15 protein-coding genes are annotated in these 26,247 nt (G+C 64.0%); 5 read left to right on the top strand and 10 right to left on the bottom strand.

The window, feature by feature from the left end:
• From AC58EF_RS23020 to AC58EF_RS23005, 4 genes are all read left to right on the top strand, one after another.
• A partial coding sequence (locus tag AC58EF_RS23020; protein ID WP_497278826.1) for a TonB-dependent siderophore receptor occupies window positions 1-1,575 on the top strand: 1,575 nt, incomplete at its 5' end.
• 1 nt (window position 1,576) lies between these two features.
• On the top strand, window positions 1,577-1,972 hold the full coding sequence (locus tag AC58EF_RS23015) for a cupin domain-containing protein (RefSeq protein WP_497278825.1): 396 nt from the start codon (window positions 1,577-1,579) through the stop codon (window positions 1,970-1,972).
• Window positions 1,969-3,015 carry a PepSY-associated TM helix domain-containing protein gene (locus tag AC58EF_RS23010; RefSeq protein ID WP_497278824.1) on the top strand — a complete coding sequence of 349 codons (1,047 nt, stop codon included), beginning with the start codon at window positions 1,969-1,971 and terminating at the stop codon, window positions 3,013-3,015. Before AC58EF_RS23015 ends, AC58EF_RS23010 begins: the two co-directional genes overlap by 4 nt.
• Window positions 3,012-4,292, top strand: coding sequence for a RhtX/FptX family siderophore transporter (locus tag AC58EF_RS23005; protein ID WP_497278823.1), 1,281 nt, complete (start codon window positions 3,012-3,014; stop codon window positions 4,290-4,292). Before AC58EF_RS23010 ends, AC58EF_RS23005 begins: the two co-directional genes overlap by 4 nt.
• Window positions 4,293-4,324: 32 nt before the next feature.
• Here the strand turns inward: AC58EF_RS23005 and AC58EF_RS23000 are convergent, their stop codons facing one another.
• The 4 genes from AC58EF_RS23000 to AC58EF_RS22985 are packed head-to-tail and all read right to left on the bottom strand — an operon-like array spanning window position 4,325 to window position 10,319.
• Window positions 4,325-4,690, bottom strand: coding sequence for a DoxX family protein (locus AC58EF_RS23000; RefSeq protein WP_497278822.1), 366 nt, complete (start codon window positions 4,688-4,690; stop codon window positions 4,325-4,327).
• A complete protein-coding gene (locus tag AC58EF_RS22995) occupies window positions 4,687-6,126 on the bottom strand; it encodes an efflux transporter outer membrane subunit (protein WP_497278821.1) in 1,440 nt (479 codons plus the stop codon). Before AC58EF_RS22995 ends, AC58EF_RS23000 begins: the two co-directional genes overlap by 4 nt.
• Entirely contained in the window at window positions 6,119-9,199 is a 3,081-nt protein-coding gene (locus tag AC58EF_RS22990) for an efflux RND transporter permease subunit (protein WP_497278820.1), read from the bottom strand. Before AC58EF_RS22990 ends, AC58EF_RS22995 begins: the two co-directional genes overlap by 8 nt.
• 1 nt (window position 9,200) lies before the next feature.
• Window positions 9,201-10,319 carry an efflux RND transporter periplasmic adaptor subunit gene (locus tag AC58EF_RS22985; RefSeq protein ID WP_497278819.1) on the bottom strand — a complete coding sequence of 373 codons (1,119 nt, stop codon included), beginning with the start codon at window positions 10,317-10,319 and terminating at the stop codon, window positions 9,201-9,203.
• Between the two features lie 104 nt (window positions 10,320-10,423).
• Between AC58EF_RS22985 and soxR the strand changes: the two genes are divergently transcribed.
• Entirely contained in the window at window positions 10,424-10,873 is a 450-nt protein-coding gene (gene soxR / locus AC58EF_RS22980; protein ID WP_015460392.1) for a redox-sensitive transcriptional activator SoxR, read from the top strand.
• A 299-nt stretch (window positions 10,874-11,172) separates the two neighbouring features.
• Here soxR and AC58EF_RS22975 read toward each other — a convergent pair whose 3' ends face one another.
• The 6 genes from AC58EF_RS22975 to AC58EF_RS22950 form a co-directional block, all read right to left on the bottom strand.
• Window positions 11,173-11,664 (bottom strand): hypothetical protein, encoded by a 492-nt coding sequence (locus tag AC58EF_RS22975; protein WP_497278818.1) that lies wholly within the window; start codon window positions 11,662-11,664, stop codon window positions 11,173-11,175.
• Entirely contained in the window at window positions 11,664-11,873 is a 210-nt protein-coding gene (locus tag AC58EF_RS22970; RefSeq protein WP_380814279.1) for a hypothetical protein, read from the bottom strand. Before AC58EF_RS22970 ends, AC58EF_RS22975 begins: the two co-directional genes overlap by 1 nt.
• Window positions 11,866-12,072, bottom strand: coding sequence for a hypothetical protein (locus AC58EF_RS22965; RefSeq protein WP_015460395.1), 207 nt, complete (start codon window positions 12,070-12,072; stop codon window positions 11,866-11,868). The genes AC58EF_RS22970 and AC58EF_RS22965 overlap by 8 nt, the downstream gene beginning before the upstream one ends.
• 21 nt (window positions 12,073-12,093) lie before the next feature.
• Window positions 12,094-12,732 (bottom strand): OmpH family outer membrane protein, encoded by a 639-nt coding sequence (locus tag AC58EF_RS22960; protein WP_015460396.1) that lies wholly within the window; start codon window positions 12,730-12,732, stop codon window positions 12,094-12,096.
• On the bottom strand, window positions 12,729-13,574 hold the full coding sequence (locus tag AC58EF_RS22955; RefSeq protein ID WP_015460397.1) for a SapC family protein: 846 nt from the start codon (window positions 13,572-13,574) through the stop codon (window positions 12,729-12,731). Before AC58EF_RS22955 ends, AC58EF_RS22960 begins: the two co-directional genes overlap by 4 nt.
• Window positions 13,575-13,672: 98 nt before the next feature.
• Window positions 13,673-26,134, bottom strand: coding sequence for a filamentous hemagglutinin family protein (locus AC58EF_RS22950; RefSeq protein WP_497278817.1), 12,462 nt, complete (start codon window positions 26,132-26,134; stop codon window positions 13,673-13,675).
• Window positions 26,135-26,247: the final 113 nt, after the last annotated feature.

Genomic DNA, 26,247 nt, shown 5'->3' with positions numbered 1-26,247 from the left:
GCATCCGGCGATCTGCGCGCTCGCCTTGTCGGCATCTTCGAGGATCGGGACTATTTCTACGACCAGGGCCATCGGCGCAAATATCTCGCCTATGGCACAATCGAATGGAATCTTGCGCCGCGCACGGTGCTGGCCGCGACGATCAAATGGCAGGACGTCGCCGACGACGGAACGCTGATGGGTGTGCCGCGCTATGCGGATGGCGGCGAACTGCCGATCCCGCGCTCGCGCTATCCCGGCGCGCCCTGGTCCAGCCGCAACTGGGACAATGTGCAGATGTTCGTCGAGCTACGCCATGAGTTCGGCGGCGACTGGGAGGCCAAGGTCGCCGTGAGCCGTATCTCCGGCGACAGCGACATGACCTATGCCAGCGCGATGGGCGCGGTAGACCGGACAACCCGGATGGGACCGATCCTTTATGGCGGGGCCTATGATTTCAGGAACCGCGAGACCGATCTTGACGGCTATGTTTCGGGCGGCTTCGACCTGCTCGGACGTCGGCACCAGATTTTGGTCGGGGCCAATTACTGGGACGGCCACACCAGACAGATTTCCTACAACCTGCCGGGGCTGATGCAGCCCGTTGACCTTTTCTCCGACACGCCCGTCACCACGCCGGAGCCGACGACGCAAAGCTGGGGTGGCGAGCAGACGACCGATACCACCCAATATGGCGGCTATGCGGTGCTTCGCCTGAGTCTCGCCGATCCCCTGACGCTGATCGCGGGAGGGCGGCTCAGTTGGTGGCGTACGGAGACGGTTCGCCGCGCCACGATCGGCGGGCCGCAGACGCCCACCGGCAAATACCGGATCAACCGCGAGTTCACGCCTTATGGCGGTCTCGTCTGGAAGGTGGGCGGTCCCTTCTCGCTCTATGCAAGCTATGCCTCGATCTTCACGTCGCAGAACAACCTGACTTATGACGGCGAGGTGCTCGATCCGATGACCGGCAGCAATATCGAGGCCGGCATCAAGGGCGAATGGTTCGGCGGAAAGCTCAACGCATCGCTGGCCGCCTTCCGTATCCGGCAGAACAACCGGGCACAGCTCGACCCCGATCATCCCTGCATGCCCGGATCGGTATGCGCCTATATCGCCGACGGCAAGGTGGAGAGCAAAGGCTTCGATGCCGAAGTACAGGGCGAGCTGACAGAGGGCTGGTCCATCCAGGCCGGCTATACTTATGTCGACACCGAATATCTGCGGGACCGCACCGCCACCGGCGTGCCCAGCGGTAACGAGGGTCAGCCATTCTCCAGCTTCACGCCAAAACATATGGTGAAGCTGTGGACCCATTATCGACCGCCCGTGCTCGATGGAAAGCTCGGACTTGGCGCGGGGGTCAACTGGCAGAGCAGCTTCTACAGCCAGCAGGGCACCGTCCGCATGACGCAGGGCAGCTATGCCGTGGTCAACCTGCGCGCCGATTATGCCATCACGCCACGGATCGACATCGGGCTCAACGCCAACAACCTGTTCGACAAGCGCTATTTCGCGTCGATCGGCGGCACCAGCTGGAACAACTGGTATGGTGAGCCGCGCAGCGTCGTGGCCACGCTCCGCGCGCGCTACTGACATGGGCGTCACCCTGTTCGATCCGCTGGGCACGCTCGTCCGGCTCGATGTCGACGGCCGTGCCGATGCCTTGCCGCGCTCGCCGGACGCCTGGCGGCAGGTCAATCGGGCGAAAGCCTCGCGCGTTCTAGGCATGAGCGAACCGAAACGGCCCGAGGACCTGCATCCGGACAACTGGGAGATGCATCCCGACGGCGACGAGATCCTGCATCTCGTCGAAGGCGATATCGATCTCGTCGTCGAGGATGAAAGCGGCGAAATCCTGCTGCCGCTCGCGCGCGGACAGAGCTGCGTGGTCGAGCGTGGGACCTGGCACCGCCTCCTGCTGCGCGCGCCCTCACGGCTGATGTTCCTGACCCCGGCCGGCGGCACGCGCATGCGTCCGCATGAAGCATGAAAACGCGCATCCTGCTCTGGAAGCTGCACCGATGGATCGGGCTCGCCTGCGCAGTGCCGTTTGCGCTCCTGGCCGTTACGGGACTTGGCCTGCTCATCTGTCATGCGACCGAAACGGCCGCGGGACCACGGCTTGATCGTCCCGTTACCACTCTGGCCGGAGTCGATGTGGCGATTTCATCGCTTCGGGCGCGCTACGGCGATACCTCACTGAGCCTGATCCTCCCCGCACCCGATCCCCGTCATGCATGGCAGGCATCGGTGCGTGCGGGGGATGGCGAGCCCCTCGCCGTCGCCCTCGATCCGCAATCGGGACAGATATTTCCGCCGGTGCCTTCCGGATCGGCGGCGCGGGACGTCCTGCTCACCGTTCATAACAGCCTTCTGCTGGGGCTGGGCGGAAAGGCTATCGCGCTTCTGACGGCCATCGCGCTCATCATGCTTGCGATCAGCGGGTTTGCGATCATGCGCCGACGCTTGCGGACGTTGACGAGTGCGCCCTGGCATAGCCCCTCGCCCATGGCCGGACTGCACAAATGGACGGGGCTGGTCGTGATGATCTTTCTGTTTGTCTCCGCGAGCAGCGGCTTCCTGTTGCTCGGGTTCAAGACACTCGGCGAATTCAGCCGGCCCGATCGACCAAACGCGGCGATGGCACGACCGGTATTCGACGTCCCCCGGGCGCCGCTACGGCCTATGCTGGAATCCGCGCTGAACGCACATCCGGGTGCCGAGCTTCTGGGCATCATGCCCGGACACGGCGCCGGGCCGGTCACGGTGATGCTCCTCGTTCGCGACGCCGCTCCCTGGGGCAAGTCGGTGACCGTGCGTTTCGACGGCCAGTCCGGCGTGATGGCTCCAGCACGGCCTGTTCCGGCCTTCATGAAGCTGATGATCGCTGCAAAATCCCTGCACACCGGCCTGTGGGACAGGTCCGTGATGCTTGGCCTCTATCTGCTCGCCGCCGCGCTGTGCGTAATCCTTCTCGTAACCGGTCCATGGCTCTGGTGGCGGCGACGCCCAACGAAAAGGCATGCCCGATGAACGCCGCCTCCTATTTTCACAATTATCGGCTGCTCGCGACGGTCGGCGCGCTCTATGTCGCGCAGGGCATCCCGCTGGGGCTCGCCATGGAGACGTTGCCGACGCTGCTGCGGCGGGATGGCGTGTCGTTGACAGGGCTAGCCTTCCTGCCGTTGGTCGGCCTGCCCTGGATCGTGAAATTCCTGTGGGCGCCCTTCGTCGACAATCACTGGTCCCGACGGATCGGCAAGCGGCGCAGCTGGATCATTCCGATGCAGGCGACCGTGTTCCTCTGCCTCGCGGCGGTGGCGATACTGGGTATCGGCGAAGCGACCACGCCCATTGCGATCGCACTGTTCGCGCTGGCCTCGCTGGCGTCGGCGACGCAGGACACGGCAACCGACGGTCTTGGCGCCGAGAATTTCGAGGGCGCGATGTTGGTTCGCGCCAATGCGGTGCAGGTCGGCGGCACCATGATCGGGTTCTTCATCGGCGGCGCCGGGTGCCTGATCCTCGCCGGAATGCTGGGCAGGCAAGCGGCATTGGCGGCCATGGCACTGATCGTCCTTTCGGGCCTTGTGCTGATACTCCTGTGGCGGGAGCCGGCACCAGCGGCGCAATCAACCACCAGGCCGGAACACGCCAGTCTGTCACGCTTCGTCCGGCGGCCGGGAGCAGTTTCCGTGCTGGCTATTGCCTTGCTGACGGCCGTAACAGCGAGCTCCGTCTTTGGTTTGTCCAAGCTCTTCCTGATCGATAGAGGCTGGGCGCTGGAAGCCATCGGCCAAATCGGCATGATCGGCGGGGTCGTGACAGTGGTCGTTGGATGCGGCGGAGGGGCGTGGCTCGTGCGCCGGATGGGCATCGCGCGCGTCCTGCTGCTCAGTCTTGGGCTGTCCTGCGCAGGCGCATGCCTCTGGATCATGCAGGCATCAGCCATTCTGCCGGTCGAAAGGCATATCGCTCTTGTCGCCATCCTGCTGGGTTCGGCTGGCAGCGGGGGCGCATCGGTCGCCGCAATGACCCTCGCAATGCGCTTCGCCGCAAGGGCAAGGCAAGCCGGGACCGACATGACAGTCGTACAAAGCAGCCGCGATCTGGGTGAGATCGGAACCTCCGCCACTGTCACCGCCATTGCCGGGGTGGCGGGATATTCCAGCGGGTTTGCTTTCAGCATTGTCGCCGCGATCGCCGCCGTTTTCGTTATATTGTCCTTCAGGCGTAACGACGCGCTTCGGCAGCTTGCCGATGAAGCATCAGATGGGGAAGAGTGGTCACCCCGGCTTAACCCGGATTGACGACGGCAGTGTGATGACCGCAGCCTCGCCGCTCATCTGCTTCTATTCCGCCTCAAAGCGAGGGAAAGGCCGAGAACGGCGAGCGACACTGCGAACACCACGGCAGGCGCGACAGCATGGCCGTAATCCGCATTCACCAAGGTCGTGAGCGTCGCGGCCGCCATGACCACGGCTCCGAGCGCGGCGCCGAACGCGCGGGTGGCGGACCGTATCAGCAATATGCCGGCGGTCAGTTCCAGCGCGGCCGTGACGTAATGGAACCAGTCCGGATAGCCCCAGGCCGCATAGGCGGCGGCATATTCTTCGGAGATGAAGGCGTTGCCATAGGCTCCGAACAGGAAAAATGCCGCCTGCGGCCACGCCAATATCGTCGATAATACGGGAAGAGCCTTATTCACTTTACTGACCTTTCGGAAAGGAGGGCGCTGTTGGTCGACCGCGCTTGCTGCCAGCCGCCGCCGAGCGCCTTGAACAAATCAACCCGCGCCAGCGACAGTCGCCGCAGCGAAGCGGCGTGGGAGGCTCGCGCGGCCAGCAAGTCGGACTGAGCGACCAGCACATCGAGCAATCCGATCGAACCGGCGCGATAGCGCCTGTCGGCAAGTTCGTAAGCCCACGCCGATCGGTCCTGCGCCTCGCGCAGCGCGGCCAGCTGACGCTGTCCGGTCGCGACGATGGCGAGGGCCTGTTCGACCTCCTTGAGCGCCGTGATGACCTTCCCGTCGAACGCGGCCAGCGATGCCTCGCCCCGCGCCTCCGCCTGACGCAGCCGCGCGCGGGCGACCGACATGTTGGGGAACCGCCACGACAGCAGCGGGCCGAGCGAGAAGCTGAAGGAATCGCTTCCCCGCACCACGTCGTTGCGGAAGAAGGTGCCGGAACCGCCAAGGCTGATGACTGGATAGAGATCAGCCGTGGCGACCCCGATCCTCGCCGTATCGGCCGCAAGCTGGCGCTCGGCCTGCCTGAGATCGGGCCTTCGCCGCAGCAATGCCGCGCCGTCTCCGATGGGAACGGCGGCAGCGGGTTCAGGCGGCACCGCGCAGAGCCGCGCCGTTTCCGGCACATTGTCCGGCGTCGTGCCCAACAGGGCCGCAAGTTCGAACAGGGCGACCTGCCGCTGTCCCTCGAACGCCGGAAGCGCTGCCTTGGCGGTCGCCTCCGCTGCTGCGGCCCGTTCCACGTCTAGCCGGCTTGCCGATCCCGCGCGCGCCTGCTCCGTCACCACGCGCCGGCTTTCCGTGCTGGTCTGCAACGACTGCTGCGCCACCGATAAAGCGTAAGCCGCCGCGCAGGCGTCCAGATAGGCGCGGGTCGTTTCCGCAGCGACGGTCACGCGCACGGCATCGCGGGCCCCTTCGACCGCTTCGGCATCGGCGCGCGCCGCCTCGATGGCGCGCCCGATCCGGCCGAACAGATCGGCTTCCCATGAAAGCGCGACTCCGGCGTTCTGCGACCATTGCGCGTCATTGCCGACCGGCGCGCCGACCCGCGTGGAATCGCCATAGCTGACGCCGCCCGACAGCTCGGTGGATGGCAGCCGTCCGGCGCGCGCCTCCTGCACGATCGCGCGCGCTCGGGCGAGATTGGCCGATGCGACGCGCAGGTCCGTGTTGGCCGCGAGGGCCTGCTCGATCAGGCTGTCGAGCGCCGGATCGCGGTAGAGCCGCCACCAATCGTCGGGCAGGTCGCCAGCCCGGTCGATGCCGTCGGCCGTCGTGATGAACGGCCCTGCCGACGCAGCGGGGGTCTGCGGGGGGGCATAGGCAGGGCCGGCCGCGCAAGCCGAAGCGAGCAGCGGCAAGAGGATAAGAGAGAGCCGGGACTTACGCATGGGCCAGACCCCCTTCAGCCGGGTATTCGCCGGTTTCGGTCGGCTCCTTCGGGCGGTGATCGCCCGCCAGCAGGGAGTAGACGGTGGGCAGCACGAACAGCGTGAATAGCGTCCCCACCAGCAGGCCCATGACGACGACGATGCCGATGGCAAAGCGGCTGTTCGCCCCGGCGCCCCCGGCGAACAGCAGCGGCACGAGGCCGGCGGCCATCGCCGCGGTGGTCATCAGGATCGGCCGCATCCGCACCGCCGCCGCATGGCGGATCGCCTCGACCCGGCTCCAGCCTTCATGCCGCTGCATCTCGTTGGCGAAGGACACCATCAGGATGCCGTGCTTGGAAATCAGCCCGATCAGCGTGACGAGCCCAATCTGGGTGTAGATGTTGAGCGTGGCATAGCCGAGATAGAGCGGCGCCAGCGCCCCGCATATCGCCAGCGGCACAGTGACGAGGATCACCAGCGGATCGCGGAAGCTCTCGAACTGCGCCGCCAGCACGAGGAAGATTACCACCAGCGCGAAGCCGAAGGAGACGGTCAGCCGGTTGCCTTCCTGCACATATTGCCGGCTGTTCGACAGCCAGTCGACGCTCGTGCCCGCGGGCAGCGTCTGGCTTTGCAGGAAGTCCACCGCCTGTCCCATGGTCACGCCCGGCAGCAGCACGGCCGACAGCGTGGCGCTGTTCATCTGGTTGAACTGCGGCAGCCGGTTAGGCTGTGGGCGTATTTCAACGCTGGCGATGGTGGCGAGCGGAACGAGACTGCCCGACGCCGTTCTCACCTGGAACCGGCCGAGATCGTCGGGCGCGAGCCGGCGGCTCTGCGGAACCTGCGCGATCACGTCATAGGAACGGTCGTGCCAGTTGAACCGGTTCACATAATTCTCGCCAACGAGGATCGCCAGCGTGTCGGCGACTTCGGACATGCTGACGCCCATTTCGCCCGCTTTCGCGCGGTCGATGGTGATGTGCGCTTCGGGGCTGTCGAAGGCGAGGTCGCTGTCCACGAAGGCGAACAGTCCGCTGCCCCAGGCGGCGCCCTTGATGGTTTCGAGCGTCTGGTAGATTTGCGGAAAATCGTCCGCCGAGCGGATCACCATCTGCACCGGCAGGCCGCCGCTGCCCGCAGGCAAGGGACTGTCCTGAAAGGCGGTCGCATAGACGCCGGTCACCGCCGCCGTGCGCGCGGTCAGCTCCGCCTGAATGTCGTCGGCCGAACGGTCCCGTTCCGCCCAGTCCTTGAGCACGACGCCGCCGAACCCGCCATTGGCGTTGTTATCGCCGCCCGAGCCGAACCAGCTGCTCCTGAACTCGGGTAGGGTCTGGAAGATGCGCTCGACTTCATCGCTATAGCGCCGCGTGTAATCGAGGTTGGCATATTGCGGCGCCTTGGTCTGCACGAAGACATATCCCATGTCCTCCGGCGGGGCGAGTTCGCGCTGGGCGCCGGTGAACAGCAACACAATCGCGCCGAGCATGGCGACGCCCACGATCAGGACGGCCGCCCGCGCCGCCAGCGTCCGGTCCAGCAGGCGGGAATAGCCGGTAGTGAGGCGGTGCATGCTGCGCTCGATGGCCTGGCTCAGCCTGCCTTCGCCCAGTTTCGAATGGAGCAGTTTGCCGCTCATCATGGGCGACAAAGTCAGCGCGACCACGCCGGAGACGATGACGGAGCCTGCCAGCGTGAAGGCGAATTCGCGGAACAGCGCCCCTGTCAGGCCGCCCATCAGTCCGATCGGGGCATAGACGGCGGCGAGCGTGATCGTCATCGCGATCACCGGCCCGACGATTTCCCGCGCGCCGACCAGGGCGGCGTCGAACGGCTTCAGCCCTTCCTCGATATGCCGGTGGATATTCTCGACGACGACGATCGCGTCATCGACCACCAGCCCGATGGCAAGGACCATCGCCAGCAGCGTCAGCAAGTTGAAGGAGAAACCGAACGCCAGCATCAGCGCCGCCGTGCCCAGCAGCGAAAGCGGAATGGTGACGATGGGGATGATGACGGCGCGCAGAGAGCCGAGGAACAGGAAGATCACGACAACCACGATCAGGACTGCCTCGATCAACGTGCGCTCGACCTCATCGATGGAGGCGTTGACGAAATGGGCGACGTCGAAATCATTGGCAACCTCCACCCCCGGCGGGGCGACGCGCTGGATTTCCGGCAGCAGCGCCTTTACCGCTGCGACGATTTCCAGCGGGTTTCCGTCCGGCGTCGGCGAAATGGCGATGGACACGCCGGGGCGGCCGGAGGCCTGCGCGGCAGCGTCATAATTCTGGCCGCCAAGCTCCACGGTGGCGATATCCCCCAGCCGCACGACGCCGCTGTTGCCGGTCTTCACGACCATGCGGCGAAAGGATTCCACATCCCGCAAGTCGGTGCCGGCGGTGATGTTGATCGCGGTATTCTCGCCCTTCAGCTTTCCGGGGGACGCCTGCACATTGTTGGCGCGCAAGGCGGCCGCGATATCGCCCGCCGTCAGGCCGCGCGCGGCGAGCTTCACCGGATCGACCCACACGCGCATTGCCAGCGGCGCGCCGCCGCTGATCTGGGCGGATGCCACACCGCGGACCGAGGTCAGAAGCGGCTGGGCGACGCGCGTCGCGAAATCCACCAGCTGCGGCGGCGGCAGATCGTCGCTGATGAAGGAGATATACTGGATCGCCGAAGCGCCGTCGGTGATCTTGGTGATGACGGGATCGGTAACGCCCGTGGGCAGGCGGAACTTGACCTGCTGCACCTTGGCGAGGATTTCCGTCATCGCCCGGTCCGCGTCGGCATTGAGCACCAGCTTCGCGCTGATCCGGCTGCTGCCTTGCAGCGATGTCGAGGTTATATACTCGATGCCGCTGGCGGTCGCGATGGCTTGGGCGATGGGCGTGGTGACGAAACCCTGCATCACATCCTGCGTCGCGCCGGGAAACGCCGTGTCGATCGTGATCGTCGCGCTTTCCATCCGGGGATATTGCCGGACCGGAAGGCTGAACGTCGCACTGACGCCCACCAGCAGGATCAGCAGGCTGACCACGATCGCGAGGATGGGGCGACGGATAAAGATGTCGGTGAACGCCATATCAGCGGCCTCCAGCTCGTGCGGGGGCGGTCACGGTCACGTCCGCGCCGGGCTGGATGCGAAGCTGCCCTGCCGTCACCACGACATCGCCGGGCTTCAGGCCCCGTTCGATCACTATGTCATTGCCGATTCGTCGTCCGGTGCGGACCGGAACGAACTCCGCCTTGCCGCCTTTCCGGGCATCCTTGCCGCGAATGACGATCACGCTGTCGCCCTGCGCCGATGTCTGGATAGCCGTCGCCGGAACGACGAGCGAACCTGTTTGGGGCGGCAGCACCAGCGAGGCGGTGACATACATGCCGGGGCGAAGCACCCGGTCGGGGTTGGGCAGGATCGCCTGTACGGCAATATTGCGCGTGTCCTCGCCGATCCGGGGTTCGACCGCGTTCACGCGCGCGGTGAATGTCCGCTGCGGATAGGCATCGCTCGCGACCGTGACCGTGGCGCCCGGCTTGATCATCCCGAGGTTCTGCTGCGGCAGCGCGAATTCCACATAAAGGCGCGACAGGTCGGTCAGCGTGGCGATCGGATCGCCGGGATTGAGATACTGGCCGGGATTGACGCGGCGGATGCCGATCTGTCCGGCAAAGGGCGCGCGCACCTGCTTCTGGATCAGCCGGGCGTCGAGCTGGCGCACCGCCGCAAGCGCCTGATCCCGTTCCGCGCGGCGCTCTTCAAGCTGTTCGCGCGGTTCCGCGCCGCTCGGTGCAAGCTCTTCCGAGCGCACAACCTGCATGCGCGCGAAGGCAGCCCTTGCCCGCGCCGCGTCCCGGTCCGCCCGTTCCGGCCCGTCGAAAAGCTGAACAAGCAAGGCCCCGGCACCGACCTCTGCGCCCGAATCAAACCGGATTACCGAAACGCGACCGGCAACTTCGGCTGACAATTCGACTTCGCGCACGGCCCTGAGAGTGCCGATCGCTTCCAGGGACAGGGGAACGTTCCTTGGCTCCAGTTGCACGGCGGCCACGGGCAGCGGTGCTTGATGCCACTCCTGCGCCTGTCCCGCCTTGAGCATGCGCCAGACGAACAAGCCTCCCAGCACAAGGGCAAGGGCGAAGACCGTTGCAAGGATGGTGCGAATGTGTGGGAGGCGCGCTTTCGTGCGCTCGATCAAGCTCATGTCGGCTCCGGTTTATGTCCGCGAGTTCGGACGGAATGGATGCTTGCGGAACAAGCCGACCTGCCTCATACAACCTCAACATTTGTTGAGGTCAAGGACTATTTATGTCTCCCGCGATGCCGCAGGCGCTGTCCGTTGGCGAAGTGGCGCGCCGCAGCGGCGTTCCCGTTTCGACGGTTCATTTCTACGAGAAGCAGGGTCTGATCGCGGGCTGGCGCACGGAAGGAAACCAGCGCCGTTATCACCGCTCCGTCCTGCGCCGGATCGCCATCATCCGCATTGCCCAGCGTGCCGGCATCCCGCTGGCGATCATCAAGGACGCGCTGGCCGATATGCCGCACGACCATGTTCCAACCGCGCGGGACTGGCGGAATTTCACCGATGCCTGGACCGGCATGCTCAACGAGCGGATCATGTCGCTGACTCAGCTTCGCGACCAGATCGTGAGCTGCATCGGCTGCGGCTGCCTGTCGCTTGAGGAATGTCCGCTACGCAATCCGATGGATGAACTGGGGCGGTCGGGACCGGGGCCGCGGCGACTGAATAATCGCTAGCCTGCGCTACCCTCGAGAGGGTGGGTAAATATTAATGGACAATTTGTGCTTAGAATTTTGCGCCCATCATCATTTCGTCAACGTCAGGCCGCCTCCCAGGTCCCTCTCGGCGGGTGGGCTGGTCGCGCGGACGTGCCTTGCGGCGGGCCTGATCCAACGCTGCGTCGCCATGTTCAAGCAGAAGCTCTTCGACTGCGAGCGACACCGCGTTCTCGAACCGGCGGGAGCGCTGCCAGCGAAGGCCGTGGAGCCACCGCTTCATCATGATCGGATCGAGCCGGAAAGGGGAAGAGTAAGGGTCATGTCCGCGGAAGCGACGTCTCGCTTGCGGCAGGCGCTGGAGCTGATGCCGGCGCATCCAGCTGGACGGCGATGCGGAGCGGCAGCAGCATGTCGCGCGGCGGCGCGGCCGCGAGCTGCTGGCCGACGATCAGCGCCTGCATATCGGCATTGGCCTCCGCATGGGTGAAGGCAGGATAGTCGATGCGTGAGATTTTGCCGTCGCGCTCGATCCAGACCTTGATGACCAGGGGCGCGGTTGCCGCGTCTGGTGCGGGTCGGGTCGCATCGAGATAGGCGCGCAGACCTGTCGCCGGCTCGTTGTGCGCCTCGAGCCAACCGGTGATGGAGGTTGTCGCGAACTCGGCGTAGCGCACCCATTCGACCGGCGCGGCCGAAGGCGCGACACTCTGCGCCGCAACAGGCGTGGTCGAGGCGATCCCGGCGCCGACAAGGGCCGCAATCCAGCGTGTGACGCGGGACAAAGGTGAGGATTTGGAGGTAGACCGCATCAGCGCGCTCCCAGAAACATGAGGCCGACAAGCACTGCGGCTGCGACACTCACCATGCGATAGAAATGAAGCTCGAAAGCGCCGACCGGGCGGCTCCGCTTGACCGCCCGGACCCGCGCCCGGCGCTTTTGTTCGGCAACGCAATCAGCACGGATCGCCTGGACCCAGCCCGCTAACCCGCGAACGCCGGCGACCGGACCCTCAGACACCGGCGCCTCCGCCGGCGATGATGCGCGGCCGCCAGTCCCGGCTACCCCGAGGGATGCAGGCGCCGGGGATGGCGTTCATGTAGGAATCGACCATGGCCTCCGCCTCGCGGTAGAGGATTGCGATCGCGCCAAGGGCCAACAGGCTGGTGATGAGAACCCCCAGCATGAAGGCCGCAAGGGCAATCAGGATCGTCCCCATGGTCGCTTCCCTCTTTCCGGCCTATCGCTGCGCTGGCGCCTGGACGGCTGGCTGTTGCTGCGGCAGGCGCTCGCGTTCGAAGCTGATGGTCTGGATGCGGGCATCCAGCGCGCGCACGACGTCCGCTGTCAGATCGTTGGCGAAATTGCCGCCGAGCGCCGCGCCGCGATCGAACAGCAGGCCGCAATTCTTGGCTTGATAGACCTGGGCAATGACCGGCTGCGCTTCGGTCGCGATGCGCTCCAGCGCCTTGGCGCGGGTCGCGTCGATCTCACGGCTGGAATGGGCGGCCTGCGTTTGCAGCGCCTGCCAGTTGCGCGCCAAGGTTTCGCGGCGCTGACGGTTGGCCGCATTGTCGGGCTGACCTTCGAGTGCGCGTGCTTCGGTTTCCAGAGCCGGGCGCTGCCCGTCGATTTCGGCCTGAGCGGCGCGGGTCAGCTCGGCCAGACGCGCAGACGCGGCCTTGCCGACAGCGGCATTGGCGAAGATGGCTTCGCGCGAGAGCAGGCAGACACCGGGCACGACTGGGCCGCCAAGGGGCTGCGCGGCTGGGGCAGCGGCAGGTGCCTGTCCGCCACCGACCGTCTGCGCCCAGGCAGAGGCGCCTGTGAAGGCGGAAGCGAGAATAAGGGCGGAGAGGAGAAGAGGACGGCTGTTCATGATACGACTTTCCTGGACTTGTTGGACTTTGCCGGGGCGTCGGCCTCGGCAGTAGCGGGTTCGTTCGAAGCACCTGACGATGACGGTTCCGCGACGAGACGCAGCGCCTGCCGATCGACCAGCGCGCGGAAGCGGTCGAGCGAGGCCAGGTGATGATGCACGAGCGCAAGCAGGCCTTGCTTGTGCCAGGCAACGACCGTCTCATCATCGAGGCCTGCAAATTTCTGAGCGTCGACGATCAGGAAGTTATTGAGACCCAGCTTGCGGCCATCGGGCAGGGTCGCATCCGCCCGCCGGTCGACCAGCAGATCCTTTTCCTTCAGCGCATCCGTGAACAGCTTGGTCAGTTCCGCTTCCCGGCCGAACGCTGTGCAGAACTCCAGCGCCTGCTGCGTCAACGCGGAGGGCTTGCCGTCCTCGAACAGCGCCGTACCTTCAGTCCCGCCCTGGACGACCCGATCCGAACCGCTGTCGATCGACAGGGCAAAGCCGTCGGGCTCCTCGGTCCTGACGAAGGTGAAGGGATATCGGCGGACATAAGCGGGGATGTAGCAATCGCTCGCCCAGCGGCCGTCCTCGACGAAGAGATTGGTCGGCTCCAGGCCCAGCACGACGATCGGCTGCGCGGTGTCGCCGGCGAATAGGACCGGATAGCTACGTGCCGCCGCAACGATTTCGCTCGCCACGATCGGCAGGAATGGCGTTTCGGCCGCGAAGGACACATCGCCGGCCTTCAGGCGCCAGTCAGCGTGAACGGTCGAATGGAGCGGCTGCAAGGCCTTGTAGAAGAGCGGAAGCATGGGGGCAGCGGTCGAGGCCGCAGCATTGGCGTTGTCTGCCATGATTAAACAATCTCCGAATGAGGTAGTCCGGGACGGCGGCAGTGGACTGCCGCCGTCCCGGTGGGAGCGGGCCGACCATTCGGCCCAAACTGTTCGGCTTACTCGCCGAAGCCGAGGAAGCGGACGTTCAGGATCGTCGGGATCTCGGTCCGAACCTGCGGCCGCGCCCGCTCGGCCAGCTCCGCCGCCTGATTGGCGACGGCGCTGGAGGCCGAGGAGGCCGAGGTGAGCGCGCCGGTATTGACCGCCGCGACCACCGGGATGCCGGCGGCTTCGCCCTGCACCTTGATGTTGGCGGCGTTGAGCACCTGGAGCGCGGCGAGGTTGATGTTCCCCGACACGCGGATGCCCGCTTCGCCCGCATCGATCGTGCCCAAAGGCGCGATCAGGTCGATGTCACCGGCCGGCACCTCGGGAATCGGGTTCAGCGTGGCGATGCCCGCGCCGGACGAGGGCACCTGCGGGGCGAGGCGAACATTGCCATAGGCGTCATATGTGCGAAGTGGCGGGGTATACAGCACCGTGGTGTTCGCCCCGCGTCCGGCGTTGATGTCGCCCTCCTCGGACCAGCCGAGGATGCTGCCGCCATAGGTGGTCATGATGCGTGAGAGACCGAGCAGGAGCGATTGTTCGCTGAAGATGCGGATATCGCCACTGCCCTGCGTCATGACGCCGGCGGTCTTCTGGTCCTCGTCGGTCATCACATTCTGAACGCCGACGACGATCTGGCCGCCGGGCGCCATCATTTCGATGTCGCCGCCGAAGTTGGTGCGAACGCCCGAGCCGCGATACATGATGATATCGCCGCTGCGGTCGATGACATTGCCGTCTGCATCCTTGTCCGGGAACAAGGTAGCGACCGCGAGACGCCCGCGAAGATAGGAACCGAGGCGCGGGCCATCGGCGTCGTTATATTCGCGTCCGCCTTCACGCAGTTCCGAGAAATAGACCTGCCGCAGGAAGATGCGCTGTTGCTCCGGTGAGAGACCGTCGAACCGCTCCTGCACCTGTGTCAGTAAGCCGGACTGCGCTTCATTCAGCGACGCTGCGCCATCGGCATAGCCATAGTCGAACATATCGGTCGAGCGCAGCAGGGCCGAGAGATTGCCCTGGTTGGTCGCCGCATCCTTGAAGCCCAGGGCCGAAAGGCGCTCCCCGAGCTGTGCGGCGGGAAGCTTCACGCCATTCGCGTCGACCAGCCCATTAGCGGAGACGAATTCGGCAAATGAACCCTCAGCGACGTAGCCGTAACGGTCGAACAGCCAGGCGGCGAGTTCGGCGTCATAGACCTTCACCAACTTGCCGACGCTCTCGACAATGCCCTCGTCGGTCACGCCATTCTGTTCGCCCAGAGGACGCGCCGGATCGGCCAGCCGAGACGGATCGAGATAGAAGTCCCGCACCGCATCCCAGTTCACGCCGGTCATGCCCGCTATCAACGCGATCGAGGCGCCATCGGACGTATCATCGGCCCGGATCGGCCCGATCGAGGTGAAGGAACCCCGATCCTCCTGGAGGATGTTGCGCCCCGCTGTGACCTCAAGCGTCCCCGGACCGGCAATGTCGAAGTTGCTGTAGATGATGTCCCGACCGGCCGAAATCACCGAAACATCAGTATCGTTGCTGTGGACGATGAGATTGGATGCGCCCACGGTGCCGCTTGCAACGATGTCACGCCCAGCAGTCATGCGCAGCGGGCCTCCGCCGACATACCAGTCCAACAAGGTGCGCCCACTTCCCGAATTAAAGCTGAGCATTTCACCACTGCCCAGGCCGACGATATCGCCCCCGACAGCATAGATTCGCACAGGAAGTCGATCAGCCCAGTTCGACGACGAGACGGCAGCTGAGTTGGGTCCGAAGGCGAAGAGCGAATATGTATCGTTCCACGTCTTGAGTTCGCCATTGTTGGTTGCGTCGATTGCCGAACCATCGAGCGAGAGGTTCATGGCGCGTTCGCTGTACCGGCCATCTTCGCGTCCGACAAATGCCGGGTTAAATGGTGTCGGCAGGAGCGTGTCGGTGAAAGACACGCTGATTACATGGCGCGACGCGAGGTTTGAGGAACGTGTCAGATCGCCACCATAAATGGACCCTGCTGCCAACAATGAGAGTTCGCCGGAAGGCGAGGGCGAGAGGCGGTCGCGGGTCACGAGATCATTCGTCATGCCTGCCGATGCGCCGAAATAGAGATCTCCGCCCATCGCCGTGACCCGCAGAATCGCCGGCCAGGTGTCGGCAATGTCGGCCGCGGCGATCAGTGTCTGGCTCGTTTCGATCCCATGCTTGCCCGGCGCGATGTCTCCGCCTGCCGACTGTAGATTGATGGCAGTGTGATCGGTCCAGAGGCTGAACCAGCTGTTGCCGCCGCCCCCATAGTTGACCCCATTCACCGTGAAGGGCTGCGTATTGAGACCGATGCTGCGTGTGGCGTCGCCTGCGCCGGCAATCACCTGGTCGCCAAGGGTCCGCACCGTAAAGACTGAATCGCCCGGCACCAGTGTGACACCCGATAGCGCCTCCGCCTTCGTGGTCTCGAACGGATCGGTGCCGCGCGGATCGAGCGGATTAGGAAGAGACATTGAGCGATAGCCGGCCTGTACGGCGCCGATCGAATCGGCATCAACACTGGTCGATCCCCGCAGGTTGACAATGCTGCCACCGAGGCTGGCTTTGGCATTGGCGGCATCACCTTCGACATAAGGATTGAGCGCCCCGCCGATCCTTATGACCATGTCACCGCCCCCGGTGAGCCTCAGCGTGCCGTCCGCTGCCACACGACCGGTCGAACCAACAGCCAGAACAAGGCCTTCGCTACGACTATCACCATAGTTAAATGAAGTGTTTTCACCGCCACGCTTGGCCGTGCGGCCCGCATCTCCGCCAATACGAACTGTCAGATTGCCTCCGCCAAGCGTGCCGAAGCCGGTAAAGCCGGTTATTGCCGGGTTCGCAATGCTGCTGCCATTTGCCGAGGAAACATAGGTGCCGAAGTTGATCCACCATGCCGTCGGGATCTTTTCATCCGTGACGGCGCCACCCGAACCCTGCCGCCACAACCAGTTGCCGGCGACCGCACTCGATTGATAGCTCTGCCCGTTCTCCAGCATGCGGAAACCCAGGATATCACCGACTAGATCGCCGCCGGCCGTGATCGCCAGATTGCCCCCACCGTCAGGATACCAGGCATGATAACTGGCAAGGGTGGCCGAATAATCTGTATCGCCGCCAAGCACCACGCCAGTTGGCAAGGTTCCACGCCGAAGGTCGTAGCCATCGCCCGGATCGGTCGCCGTGCCGGCAGTATAGATTCCATAGAGCGAGGACATGCGGATGTCCCCCGCCGCCGTCAGCGACAGATCGCCCGTACCCGTTCGGATCACGCTGATACCCGGCGCGACATAATCATATCCCGTCCAAACCTTCGGCCCACCGCCTTCCTGAACGAGGCACAAATCAGGGAAGGGAGCGCACCAGGCTGCTTGTTCATCTTCTGACACGGGCTCGCCCGCAGGCATTCCCAGCCAGTTGTCAGGCGCCCAGACAATCTGGTCGCCGCCTGTCTGTTTCACGGCGCACAATGTCGAATCATATTCGCACCATGACGCTTCCTCTTCCGAAACCGGCGTGCCGGGCTCATAGCCTAGCCAGTTGCCGTCCGCCCAGACGAGTATCTCGCCACCGACTTCCTGCATGGCGCACAATGTCGAGTCATACTCGCACCATGATGCCTCCTCTTCCGAAACCGGCGTGCCCGGTTCGTAGCCCAGCCAGTTACCTTCTGCCCATACGAGTATCTCGCTGCCCGTGCTACTGAACGCCGGCGTACCACTATAGTGGGTGTCTGCCAGCCGAATCGTCCCGACCGAGGCCGGATCGAGCGCCTTGCGATCAGCCGAGGCGACATCTGCCCCAGCAACGAGTTGGAAGCTCCAGCTGCTGGTGCCCGAAGCCAGCATCGGGGCCACGGCCCAATTGCGATTGATGAATCCCTGATCGGATGGACGGAGGTTGATACCAAGATCATCGACAAGTTGAACGTCCGTCATTGACGGGATGAGGGCCCCACGTGGCAAAGTGATCCGTTCGTTCGTCACCATTTCGACCGGCAAGGGCGCGCCCTTGGGCCAGATCAAGGCATCCACCGCTGCGCTGCTGGAGAGCGCAGTGCCCGCGCCCAGCTTCATCCCCGGCGTCAACGTCACCATATTGTCGAGCACCATCCCCGCAGAATAAGCCACCGATCCATCGGCATTATAGATGTTGGCGGATAGGGCAGATCCGGCGCCGAGCGTGAGCTGTCCAGTCAGCGCCACGTCGACCGGCAGCACCGTGCCGGCGGGAAGAGTGAGAGCGCCAACGGGCACGTCATAATTCAGCGTCGCTTCCCGCGGGAAAGTCGTTCCCGTATCCAGCACGACACCGTCGATCGGAATGATGATATCCCCACCAAAGGGAGTGAGGCCGCCGACGAGTCCGTTAGGACCTTTGGTTTCCGTGAGCACCCATCCATCGTCATCAGCCGTGGCGGCGGGTGGCGCGAAACCGTCAGTGATGCTGCCTAGGATGTTGAGGTCGCCGGCGGCCCGCAGCACCAGTACGCCCGGCTCGCCGAAACCGCGCAGCGCCGGATCGATCCGGTTGGCTTCCGGTCCGTAACGATAGCCCGACATATCGAGGTCGCCGAGCACCGTCAGCGTTCCTGAAGGATTGACCGCTGCATTGCTCACGATCTCAACACCAGGGCGCAGATGATATTGTCCCAGCCCCGCCAGGCGAGCGGAAAGCGCTGCATTGCCCAACGCCAAATTGATGAAGGTGGTGCTGTCGAGGTCAATCCGGTCGAGATAAGCCTGGGTGACAAGCTGGGGCCGTTCGCCGGAAACGTCCGGCAGATCGGCCAGCGGCGCATCGTCATAAGTGCGGAAGGCATTGACGGCGATCGACCTGGCGCCTTGGATGTCTACCATGCCGCCCAGGTCTATTGCGACGTCGTCCGTTGCCGTGCGCTGCGCGTTCAAGTCGAGCGAGCCCCGTGCTGCGCCATCGTTCTGGCCAGGCACATCGGTACCGGCACGCAGGTCAATCCGCGCGCTGTCGCCGAGGACCAGCGTACCCGCCGTGCTGGAGAGATCGACAACCGCGCGGTTGGGGCTATCGATAATCTGACCATAGCTATCTACGCGAAGACCCGTGCCATGGGCATCGAGCGCGCCGTTGACGACGAGATCGCCAATGGCCGCAAGACGGATTGCGCCGACCCCCTGACCGCTGGCATCAATCGTCCCCTCGATGGTAAGGCTGCCACCATCGAGCACAATCTGAACATCTTGCGCCTTCACGCCGTCACCCACGGTGAGGTCACCTTGTCGGATGCGAAAGCGCCTTGCTCCGAAAACCTCGCCTGCGTTAAGCTGGGTGTTTAGCTCTCCGAAATCCGCAAGGGACTGCGCCTGGACCGCCAACTCCGCTCCGTTGTAGGCGATTTCGGAGCCTCCGGCATCGGCCCTGCCCGTAGCGGAACCGAGAATCGTACTCGCCAGATCGACATGTCCGGCACCTGTGCCAAGTGCGGTGACACTTATCGTGCCCGCGCGATTGTTGACGGCGGACAGGTCAATGATCGAACCGGCGCTGGCAGAGATATTGCCGCCCGTGCTTTCCATCAGAAGATCGCCGCCCCAACTATACTGCGTGACGTCAACCATCTCGACCGCTCGACCCGAAAGATCGATGCGAGCCAGGTCGCCGAGCACGAGGTCGCCGCTTGCCGACAGCGTGAGCTTTCCCGATGGCAGGATCACCGCGCTGTCAATCGAAAGGTTGCGACCGTAAATCGCCAGCTGCGCCCCCAGCGCATCGCTGGCGACCTCACCCGCCACGCCCTCCGGCGCCATCACGCTCACGTCGCCGCCTGCCCTCACGGTGAGCATCGATCCGGCTTCCCCGGTCAGCACAGGAGCAGTGACGACAAGGTTGCCGCCCTGATAATCCCAGCCCTTACCGGTCACATAGTCGCCGCGTGTTTCATAGACCGAAAGCATGCTTTTGCCGCTGCTGACAATACGCTCGGCTGCTGTGAGGTTGACTTGCCCGAAGCCGAGCACAAGCCGCTCATCGATACCCGTGGAAGATTGGGTGTTCGCCCCATGACCGAAGAGGATCGAGTTCGCCCGGATATCAAGCATGCCCTTACCCAGCAGACCGGCGACCGGAGCGCCTGCCTCACCGTCCGTGCCGGTCCAGATGAATTCGCCCGCGTGGATCGTCGCGACATCGCTATCGGCGCCATAACCAAAGATAGCAGGCGTGCCGAACACGAGTTGATCGAGCGACGAGGCATCAAGGTCAACCGCGCCATAGACATTGACCGCTCTTGTTGCATTGAGCTCCAGCATCTCGACCGCCGGCGCGTGCGTCGCGTTATTCCCCGCCAGGATCTCGGCAAGGCGGGTCTGGTTGAGTTCCAGCCCATCCGGCAACTGTCCGCTTGCCTCGGCTGCCGCCAGCGCCGCACTCTCTCCCAGATTTACCGAGGATACGCCCAGTACCAGCCTGCGCGTACCATATGCCACCTTCTTCTCGATGGTGAGCACGCGATTGGTCGCAAGAGCGATGGTCCCTTCGGACAGGAGTTGCGTCGTCCGGTCGCAAGCATCGGTCACGCATGCTCCAACATTAACGTAGAGGCCATCGGGAGAATTGGGATTTTCTTCCTGAAGGAACAGATTGAACCACCCGTTGGAGAGGGCCAGCACGCCGAGGCCGCCGAAAATATAGCCGTCGTCGGAATCATAGCTGGATTCACCCATGCCAATGGTGCTGAGAGTGGCCCCTTCCTCGATCGTCAACGTGCCCCCGTCATTACCCATGGACTTTGAACCGGCCATAATAATGTCGGCGGCGGAGATCGCCGCGCCGCTGCGGATGGTTAGCGAACCCTCGCCATTCACAGTGACGTAGCGGCCGCTCTTGCCATACAGGCTGGACAGCGTGGCATTGAGGATGAGGCGCGGCGCTTCGAGCGCACTTAGCGCGCCCGCATCAACCGACGCGGAATCCAGCCCCGCCGATGCTTGCGCGCCGGTCGCCACGACCTCGCCGATGCCACGCACCTGCACCGCGCCAGCGTAGCCTTCGCTATCCTTCGCAGCCGCAAGATTCACGTCGCCCAGCACTCGCAGCGCCAAGCCGTCCGCGCTGTCGGTGCCGCGGGTGAACGCAAGATCCAATGTCCCGCCATCGGAAGTCATCATCGCGCGCGGCATGCCCAGTCGGGCGGCATCGGCCGCGACGAAGGCGTTGTAGCCCATCTCGTTGTAGCCGGAATGCGCGCGTACAGCGTCCGCGGAAGTCAATGTCACCCGTCTAGGCAGGGTATCCCGTATCGCGGTATTGGCGATGCCGAGTGTACCCTGCGTCAGATAAGAGCCGTTGCCGATCGCATTGACACCCGAATAGCCGCTGGTCATTCCCGCACCGATCTCAACACGGAAGGCGCCTGGCAGCAGCGCGTAACTGGATGGCATCAGCGTGTATGTGCCGGCAGCGAGACCGGGTACGCTCTCAAGGATTGTGATCTGTTGCCCAACCACCGGATTCCCATACCCAGCATCGGGCGCGACGGGAGCGTAGGAAGACCTGCTTGAAGGAACTATCGCGTAAACGGCATTGCCACTCGCGCTCGCGCCATAGCCTGGGTTGGCATTGATCAGCGCGGTCTTGAGGATATCCACCGATCCGCCCCGTCCGCTCATGAAGCCGGCGCCGGCAAGATCCCCACCGCCCGAAAGATCGAGCAGCGCTCCGCTTTGCACATCGAGACGAGCGGACTTCACTTCGAGGCCATGACCCCAGTCCGTACCGCTGATGGCGGTGAGTGCAACGGGCGAACCATTGTAGTCATATTCGATGCCGTCGACAGTTCCGCCATAAGGCATCGTCAGTCCGGCGGCACTGATCGAGGTCTCACTGCCTGGAAGCAGGTTGACCAAGGACGTGACTTGTCTGTTGAAGGTCGAACCGATCGTAATCAATCCGAAGGGCGCGCGCACCACGCCGCCCTGATTGATGGTTTCGGCACCCAAGGCTAGCATGCCAAAAGCGGAATAGGGTATTTCGGCAATACTGTCGTCGTAGCGGAGGATCGTTAAACTGCTACCTGCCCGAAAAGCCTCACCCTCTCCCTGATAGCCACTCATGATTCTGCCGCCGACACCCGTTGCCGGATATATTTGCGCTGCTGTGAGGGTAATGTCGCCCGAGGAAGACAGTTCCGTAGTGGCATTGGTCGGCAATCCGCGCCCCGGCGTGCCTGCAAGCATCCGCAGGTCGCCGCGGCTGGTGAGATCGATCTGCGCGAAGCCGCGCCGATCCAATATCTCACCGGTCGATTGATCGGCAGTGCGGGCGCCGAAGCCTACCCGATCGCGCACATCGATCAAATCGGCTACGACCGAGAACAGCGCGTTCGTTGGCGCCTGCGATATGCCGTCGCCCCAGTGAAGCGAAGGCATCTCATAATGCTCAGGACCTATGCGCGTCGTGCCGGCCAGGCGCAGGTAAGGAGTCGCAATGGATACCCGGCTATCCTCTGCGGCGGCGACCGTCAGCGCATATGTGCCCGCATAAAAACGAGCGCTCTGGCCCAACGAGAGTGTGACGCTACCGTCAAACGACAGCGCGCCGTTCACCAACAGCGAGACGTTGTCGAAACCGCCAGCCTCGATCCTGTCGGCTCCGAAATATCCGGTCCCCGCGACAAGGTCACCATGAACTCCATTGACGCCGAAACCTTCAGGAAGCAGGCTTTCGCCCTGCTCCTGCGACAGTATGAATTCACGCGGTCGGAGCAGGTCCGCATACGCTTCCCCCACACGATAGGCCGCCGATTCCAGCGCAAGGCCAAGCGTTCCGCCCGCAGCGCCTTTACCGCCGGCCTCGGCCTTCACAGTGCCGTCCAGATAGAGCCCGACATTGGATTTGGCGACAATCGTACCGCCGTCACTGACAACCTGCGTCGTAATAGAGGGCATACCCATCGTAGAAGGAAGGTCGAGTGTCGCCTGCGTACCGGAGGCATCGAGTAGCGCACCAGTTTCGATGACGATGAACGCATCCGCAGCCTTGGCCGAGCCGGTGTCCTCCCAATCAAGGCCGCCACCGAGGGCGATCGTTCCCCCATCCGCAACAATGCCGTAACGGCGCCCCAGCCTGTCCACGGCGGTAGCAGAGCGGGCGGCGACATCGATCACAGCTTCGCTGCCGATACGAATCAGGCCCGGTTCGGGAGAACCGTAGCCATCAGAAACGGCTGTCGCCAGGCGAGGAACATCCAGCGTAACATTGCCTCCCCAAGCGTAAAGGCCGCCATCGACCGCAATATTTTTGCCTAGCAACGTGATGGATTGGCCAGGATCGACATTTATCGCAGCTTGGCGTCCAATGAGAATTCCGCCAATAGCCTCATCGCTTCCAGCCGGCGCTCCCAGCGTGGCGGAGATAGTCAGGCTTGCTCCCCCCCGCCGGGTCAAAACGCCATCTACCGGATTTTCCAAATAGGTGGGTGGCGTCCAAAGGTCGAGCGCTTCGGACAGCGGCGCGCCGGTAGCCGCATCCGGCGCGAATTCGCCAAAAAGCAACACCGGCATGACTACGGACAGATCCGTGCCATCGGCCACTGTCACGCCCTTGCGTCCGACTAACTCGTAACTAGCGAAACCGGTCTGAAAGATCGCAGTATCGACTTGTGTGCCGCCCTGTTCATCGGCCGCGCCAACAGTGAACGTCTTGCCGGTTTCGAGATGTAGCGTGCCGCCGCCCAGCACGCCGACGCCACGTATTTCCCCGTCGAGCAGGAGCGTGCCATCCGGCGCAACAATAGCATTATAGCCATCCGCAACGAGCGAAACGTCACCGCCGGCTCCGCCCCTTGTATCATTCTGGGCGAGGATCGCTCCACCAGATGAAACATCTATCAGGCTGCCTTCCGCCAGAGCCAGATCATGGGTAGAGGCCAGGGTGACTTTGCCGCCATCGAGATAACCCAGCTTTCCAGTGTCGGAAGCATTGAGGGCGGTATTGACCCACAGGCCGGTGAGATCGAGCGTTACGCCTTCACCGACCGCGATAAGCGAGCCCCCATTCCCATCCAGGAGAACCTGTGCGCTGCTTCCATAGTGATTGCTTGCCCGGTTGGTCGCATTGATCGAGCCACTATGGGCGGTGACGTCCGCATTGAAGTCAATCGTTGGCGCAACCAGCTTTAGCGCCCCGCCATCGGCCAGTGTCAGGGGATTGTCGATGGCGATCACGCCGGTTGTTTCGATGTTGAGACCGCCGAGACCAGCCTGATTGAGCAGGCCTGCGTCGAGCCAGGCGGTGCCGTTCCGCTCTTCAGGCAGTGCGTCCCCCGTCGCGAGATGCTTAGCGATGCTCGCAACATCCGCGATCTTCACCTCCACTGAATAGGGGTTGGTGTTACTCACCAACAGGTCATAGCGCCCTAAAGCCAGCGACCCCGGCTGCGCGCGGGTATGCTGCGCCACATCATAGCCATCGGTGATGCCATCGGCGCGCGCATTGACCTGCCGCTCGCCCTCGATCACCTCGGCGATGATATCGCCTTCCATGATGGCGGTCGGCGTCGAGAGAATGAGCTGGCCCGCGTCGCGCCCGACCGTATAGCCATCACTCCAGCGCCGCACGCTGCGCGCGCCCGATATCGGGTGGGACCAGACCTGGGTGTATTGTTCGCCCCAGCGCGAATGCTCGCGCACGAAGGCATCGCCCCAGGCGACCATCTTCATGCCGGCCGGCGCATTGGCGAGATCATAGAGCTTGCCGTCTGCGCCCAGCACACGGCTCGAAAGCACCCAACCGGCCTGGTAGTCGAGGCTGCCGCCGGATATGTCGAAGGTCGCGCCGCGCTGCGCCACCACCTCATTGGCAGCGAGCGTGATCGTGCCGCCGATCGCCGCCCATTCACCGATGCCATGGGCCATATTGTTCAGATGACCACCCACCTCGAGCAGGCCGCCCTTAGTGTACCAGCGATCGCCTTCATAGCCGCCGGTGCCGTCCGGAAGCAGAGCCAGGTCGCGCACATCGATCCAGACGTCGGTGCTACGCAGATTGGCGTTCTCGCGGTTCTCCGGCGAATCCCGCAGCTCATTACCCTGAATGTTCACAAGGATGGAGTTGGACTCCATGTCGAGGGCGATGCCCTGAACGCCCGAGACGTCGATCAGCGCCCCGTCCTCGGCGGTGATGCGTCCAGCCGCCTGCACCGCGACCTGACCACCCTGGGCGCTGGTCTGCGATCGGCCTTCGAACACGACGTCACCGCCGGTGACAATTTCGATGCGCGACTGGTCCAGGCGATCGGCGAGCAGCGAGCGATCGTCAAACCCGCCATTGGTGGTTGTATAGCGATTGGTATTGGCGGTCTCGCTCTGTTCGATCAGCGAGTCCCGCTGGCCGTTGAGCGCGGTATCCTCACTATCCAGCTCCGGCAGGATGATCGTGAGACCTTCGCCGGACCCCACCACCTTGCCGTCGACATCGCTCAGTTCCCAGCCGCTGGCGAGCGTCACCGAGCCCTCGGCGTCGCTCACGCTGTTCAGCAGATGGATCGTGCCGCGCTGGTTGACGCCGGTGGTCGCAACGAGAACGCCTTCCTGCCGGATCGTGCGGCCAGCCAGCGTGATGTCGCCCTGGGCAGCTTCGATCAGGCCGCGGTTGATGACTGTCCCGCTGGTGGACTCGGCATCGATCAGCCCGCGCACCTCATTGCCGCGTGTCGTCGAATATTGGTTCTCCTCGGTGCCGTAGCCCCGACGGATGATGAAATCATCGCCGGCCGACAGCAGGGTCTGGCCCTTTGCCGTGACGATGCTGCCTTCGTTGGTGACCTCGGTTCCCATGAGCATGACATAGCCGCCGCCCTGGGTGGCGCTGGCAGGCGCATGGGTGGTGATCTGCGCTCCGGCCTCGATCGTGATCGCGCCGCCCGCATCGCGGAAGGAGGGCAGATAGTTGGCGCCGGAGAGCTGCGAATAGATGCCGCGATTGGTGTCGAGGAAATCGCTGTCGAGAATATTGGCCGATGAGGCGATCAGATTGCGAACATTGACCACGGACGTGCCGCCGAACAGCACGCCGTTCTGGTTGAGGATCAGCACCGTGCCGGGCGCGGTGAGCGTGCCGTGGATCTGCGAGGGGCTGGCGTCGCGCACGCGGTTGAGCACGACGGCGTCGGCGCCATAGGCCTGGTTGAACACCAGATCGGTTTCACGGCCGATATTGAAGCTGTCCCAGGTGAGGATGGCGCGCTGCTGGTCCTGATCGACCGTGACCGTGGTGCGCCCGTCCTGGCCAGCGCTCTCAACCGGATCATTGGCGCCTTGCCACAGATTGGGATCGATCTCGATGCCGGGCGCCTGCCGAAGCCCGCCCTGGCCGATGCCGTTGGGGATAGTGTTGATGGCGTTCTGCGCGGCGATACGTGCCTGCACCTGCGCGTCGTTCATCTGGGCGCGGGTCTGCGCCGCGCGGCGCATCGCCTCGACTGCCCGCTGGGTGGCGCTGTTGCGCTCGGTCACGCGCTGCGCTTCGGCCTGCGCGACGCGGGCGGCCGCTGCCGCCGGATTGCCGCCGCCACGGCCCTGGCCGA

This window comes from Sphingobium sp. WR1 (assembly GCF_059693745.1).
This window is presented reverse-complemented; position numbering and strand designations above follow the sequence as displayed.

Coding starts and splice junctions, on each gene's coding strand:
- AC58EF_RS22985 (WP_497278819.1), bottom strand. CDS start 10,319: ATGAGCTTGATCGAGCGCACGAAAGCGCGCCTCCCACACATTCGCACC.
- AC58EF_RS22955 (WP_015460397.1), bottom strand. CDS start 13,574: ATGGCAGACAACGCCAATGCTGCGGCCTCGACCGCTGCCCCCATGCTT.
- AC58EF_RS23005 (WP_497278823.1), top strand. CDS start 3,012: ATGAACGCCGCCTCCTATTTTCACAATTATCGGCTGCTCGCGACGGTC.
- AC58EF_RS22960 (WP_015460396.1), bottom strand. CDS start 12,732: ATGAACAGCCGTCCTCTTCTCCTCTCCGCCCTTATTCTCGCTTCCGCC.
- AC58EF_RS23010 (WP_497278824.1), top strand. CDS start 1,969: ATGAAAACGCGCATCCTGCTCTGGAAGCTGCACCGATGGATCGGGCTC.
- AC58EF_RS22990 (WP_497278820.1), bottom strand. CDS start 9,199: ATGGCGTTCACCGACATCTTTATCCGTCGCCCCATCCTCGCGATCGTG.
- AC58EF_RS22950 (WP_497278817.1), bottom strand. CDS start 26,134: ATGCGCCGCGCGGCGCAGACCCGCGCCCAGATGAACGACGCGCAGGTG.
- AC58EF_RS23015 (WP_497278825.1), top strand. CDS start 1,577: ATGGGCGTCACCCTGTTCGATCCGCTGGGCACGCTCGTCCGGCTCGAT.
- AC58EF_RS22975 (WP_497278818.1), bottom strand. CDS start 11,664: ATGCGGTCTACCTCCAAATCCTCACCTTTGTCCCGCGTCACACGCTGG.
- AC58EF_RS22965 (WP_015460395.1), bottom strand. CDS start 12,072: ATGGGGACGATCCTGATTGCCCTTGCGGCCTTCATGCTGGGGGTTCTC.
- soxR (WP_015460392.1), top strand. CDS start 10,424: ATGTCTCCCGCGATGCCGCAGGCGCTGTCCGTTGGCGAAGTGGCGCGC.
- AC58EF_RS22995 (WP_497278821.1), bottom strand. CDS start 6,126: ATGCGTAAGTCCCGGCTCTCTCTTATCCTCTTGCCGCTGCTCGCTTCG.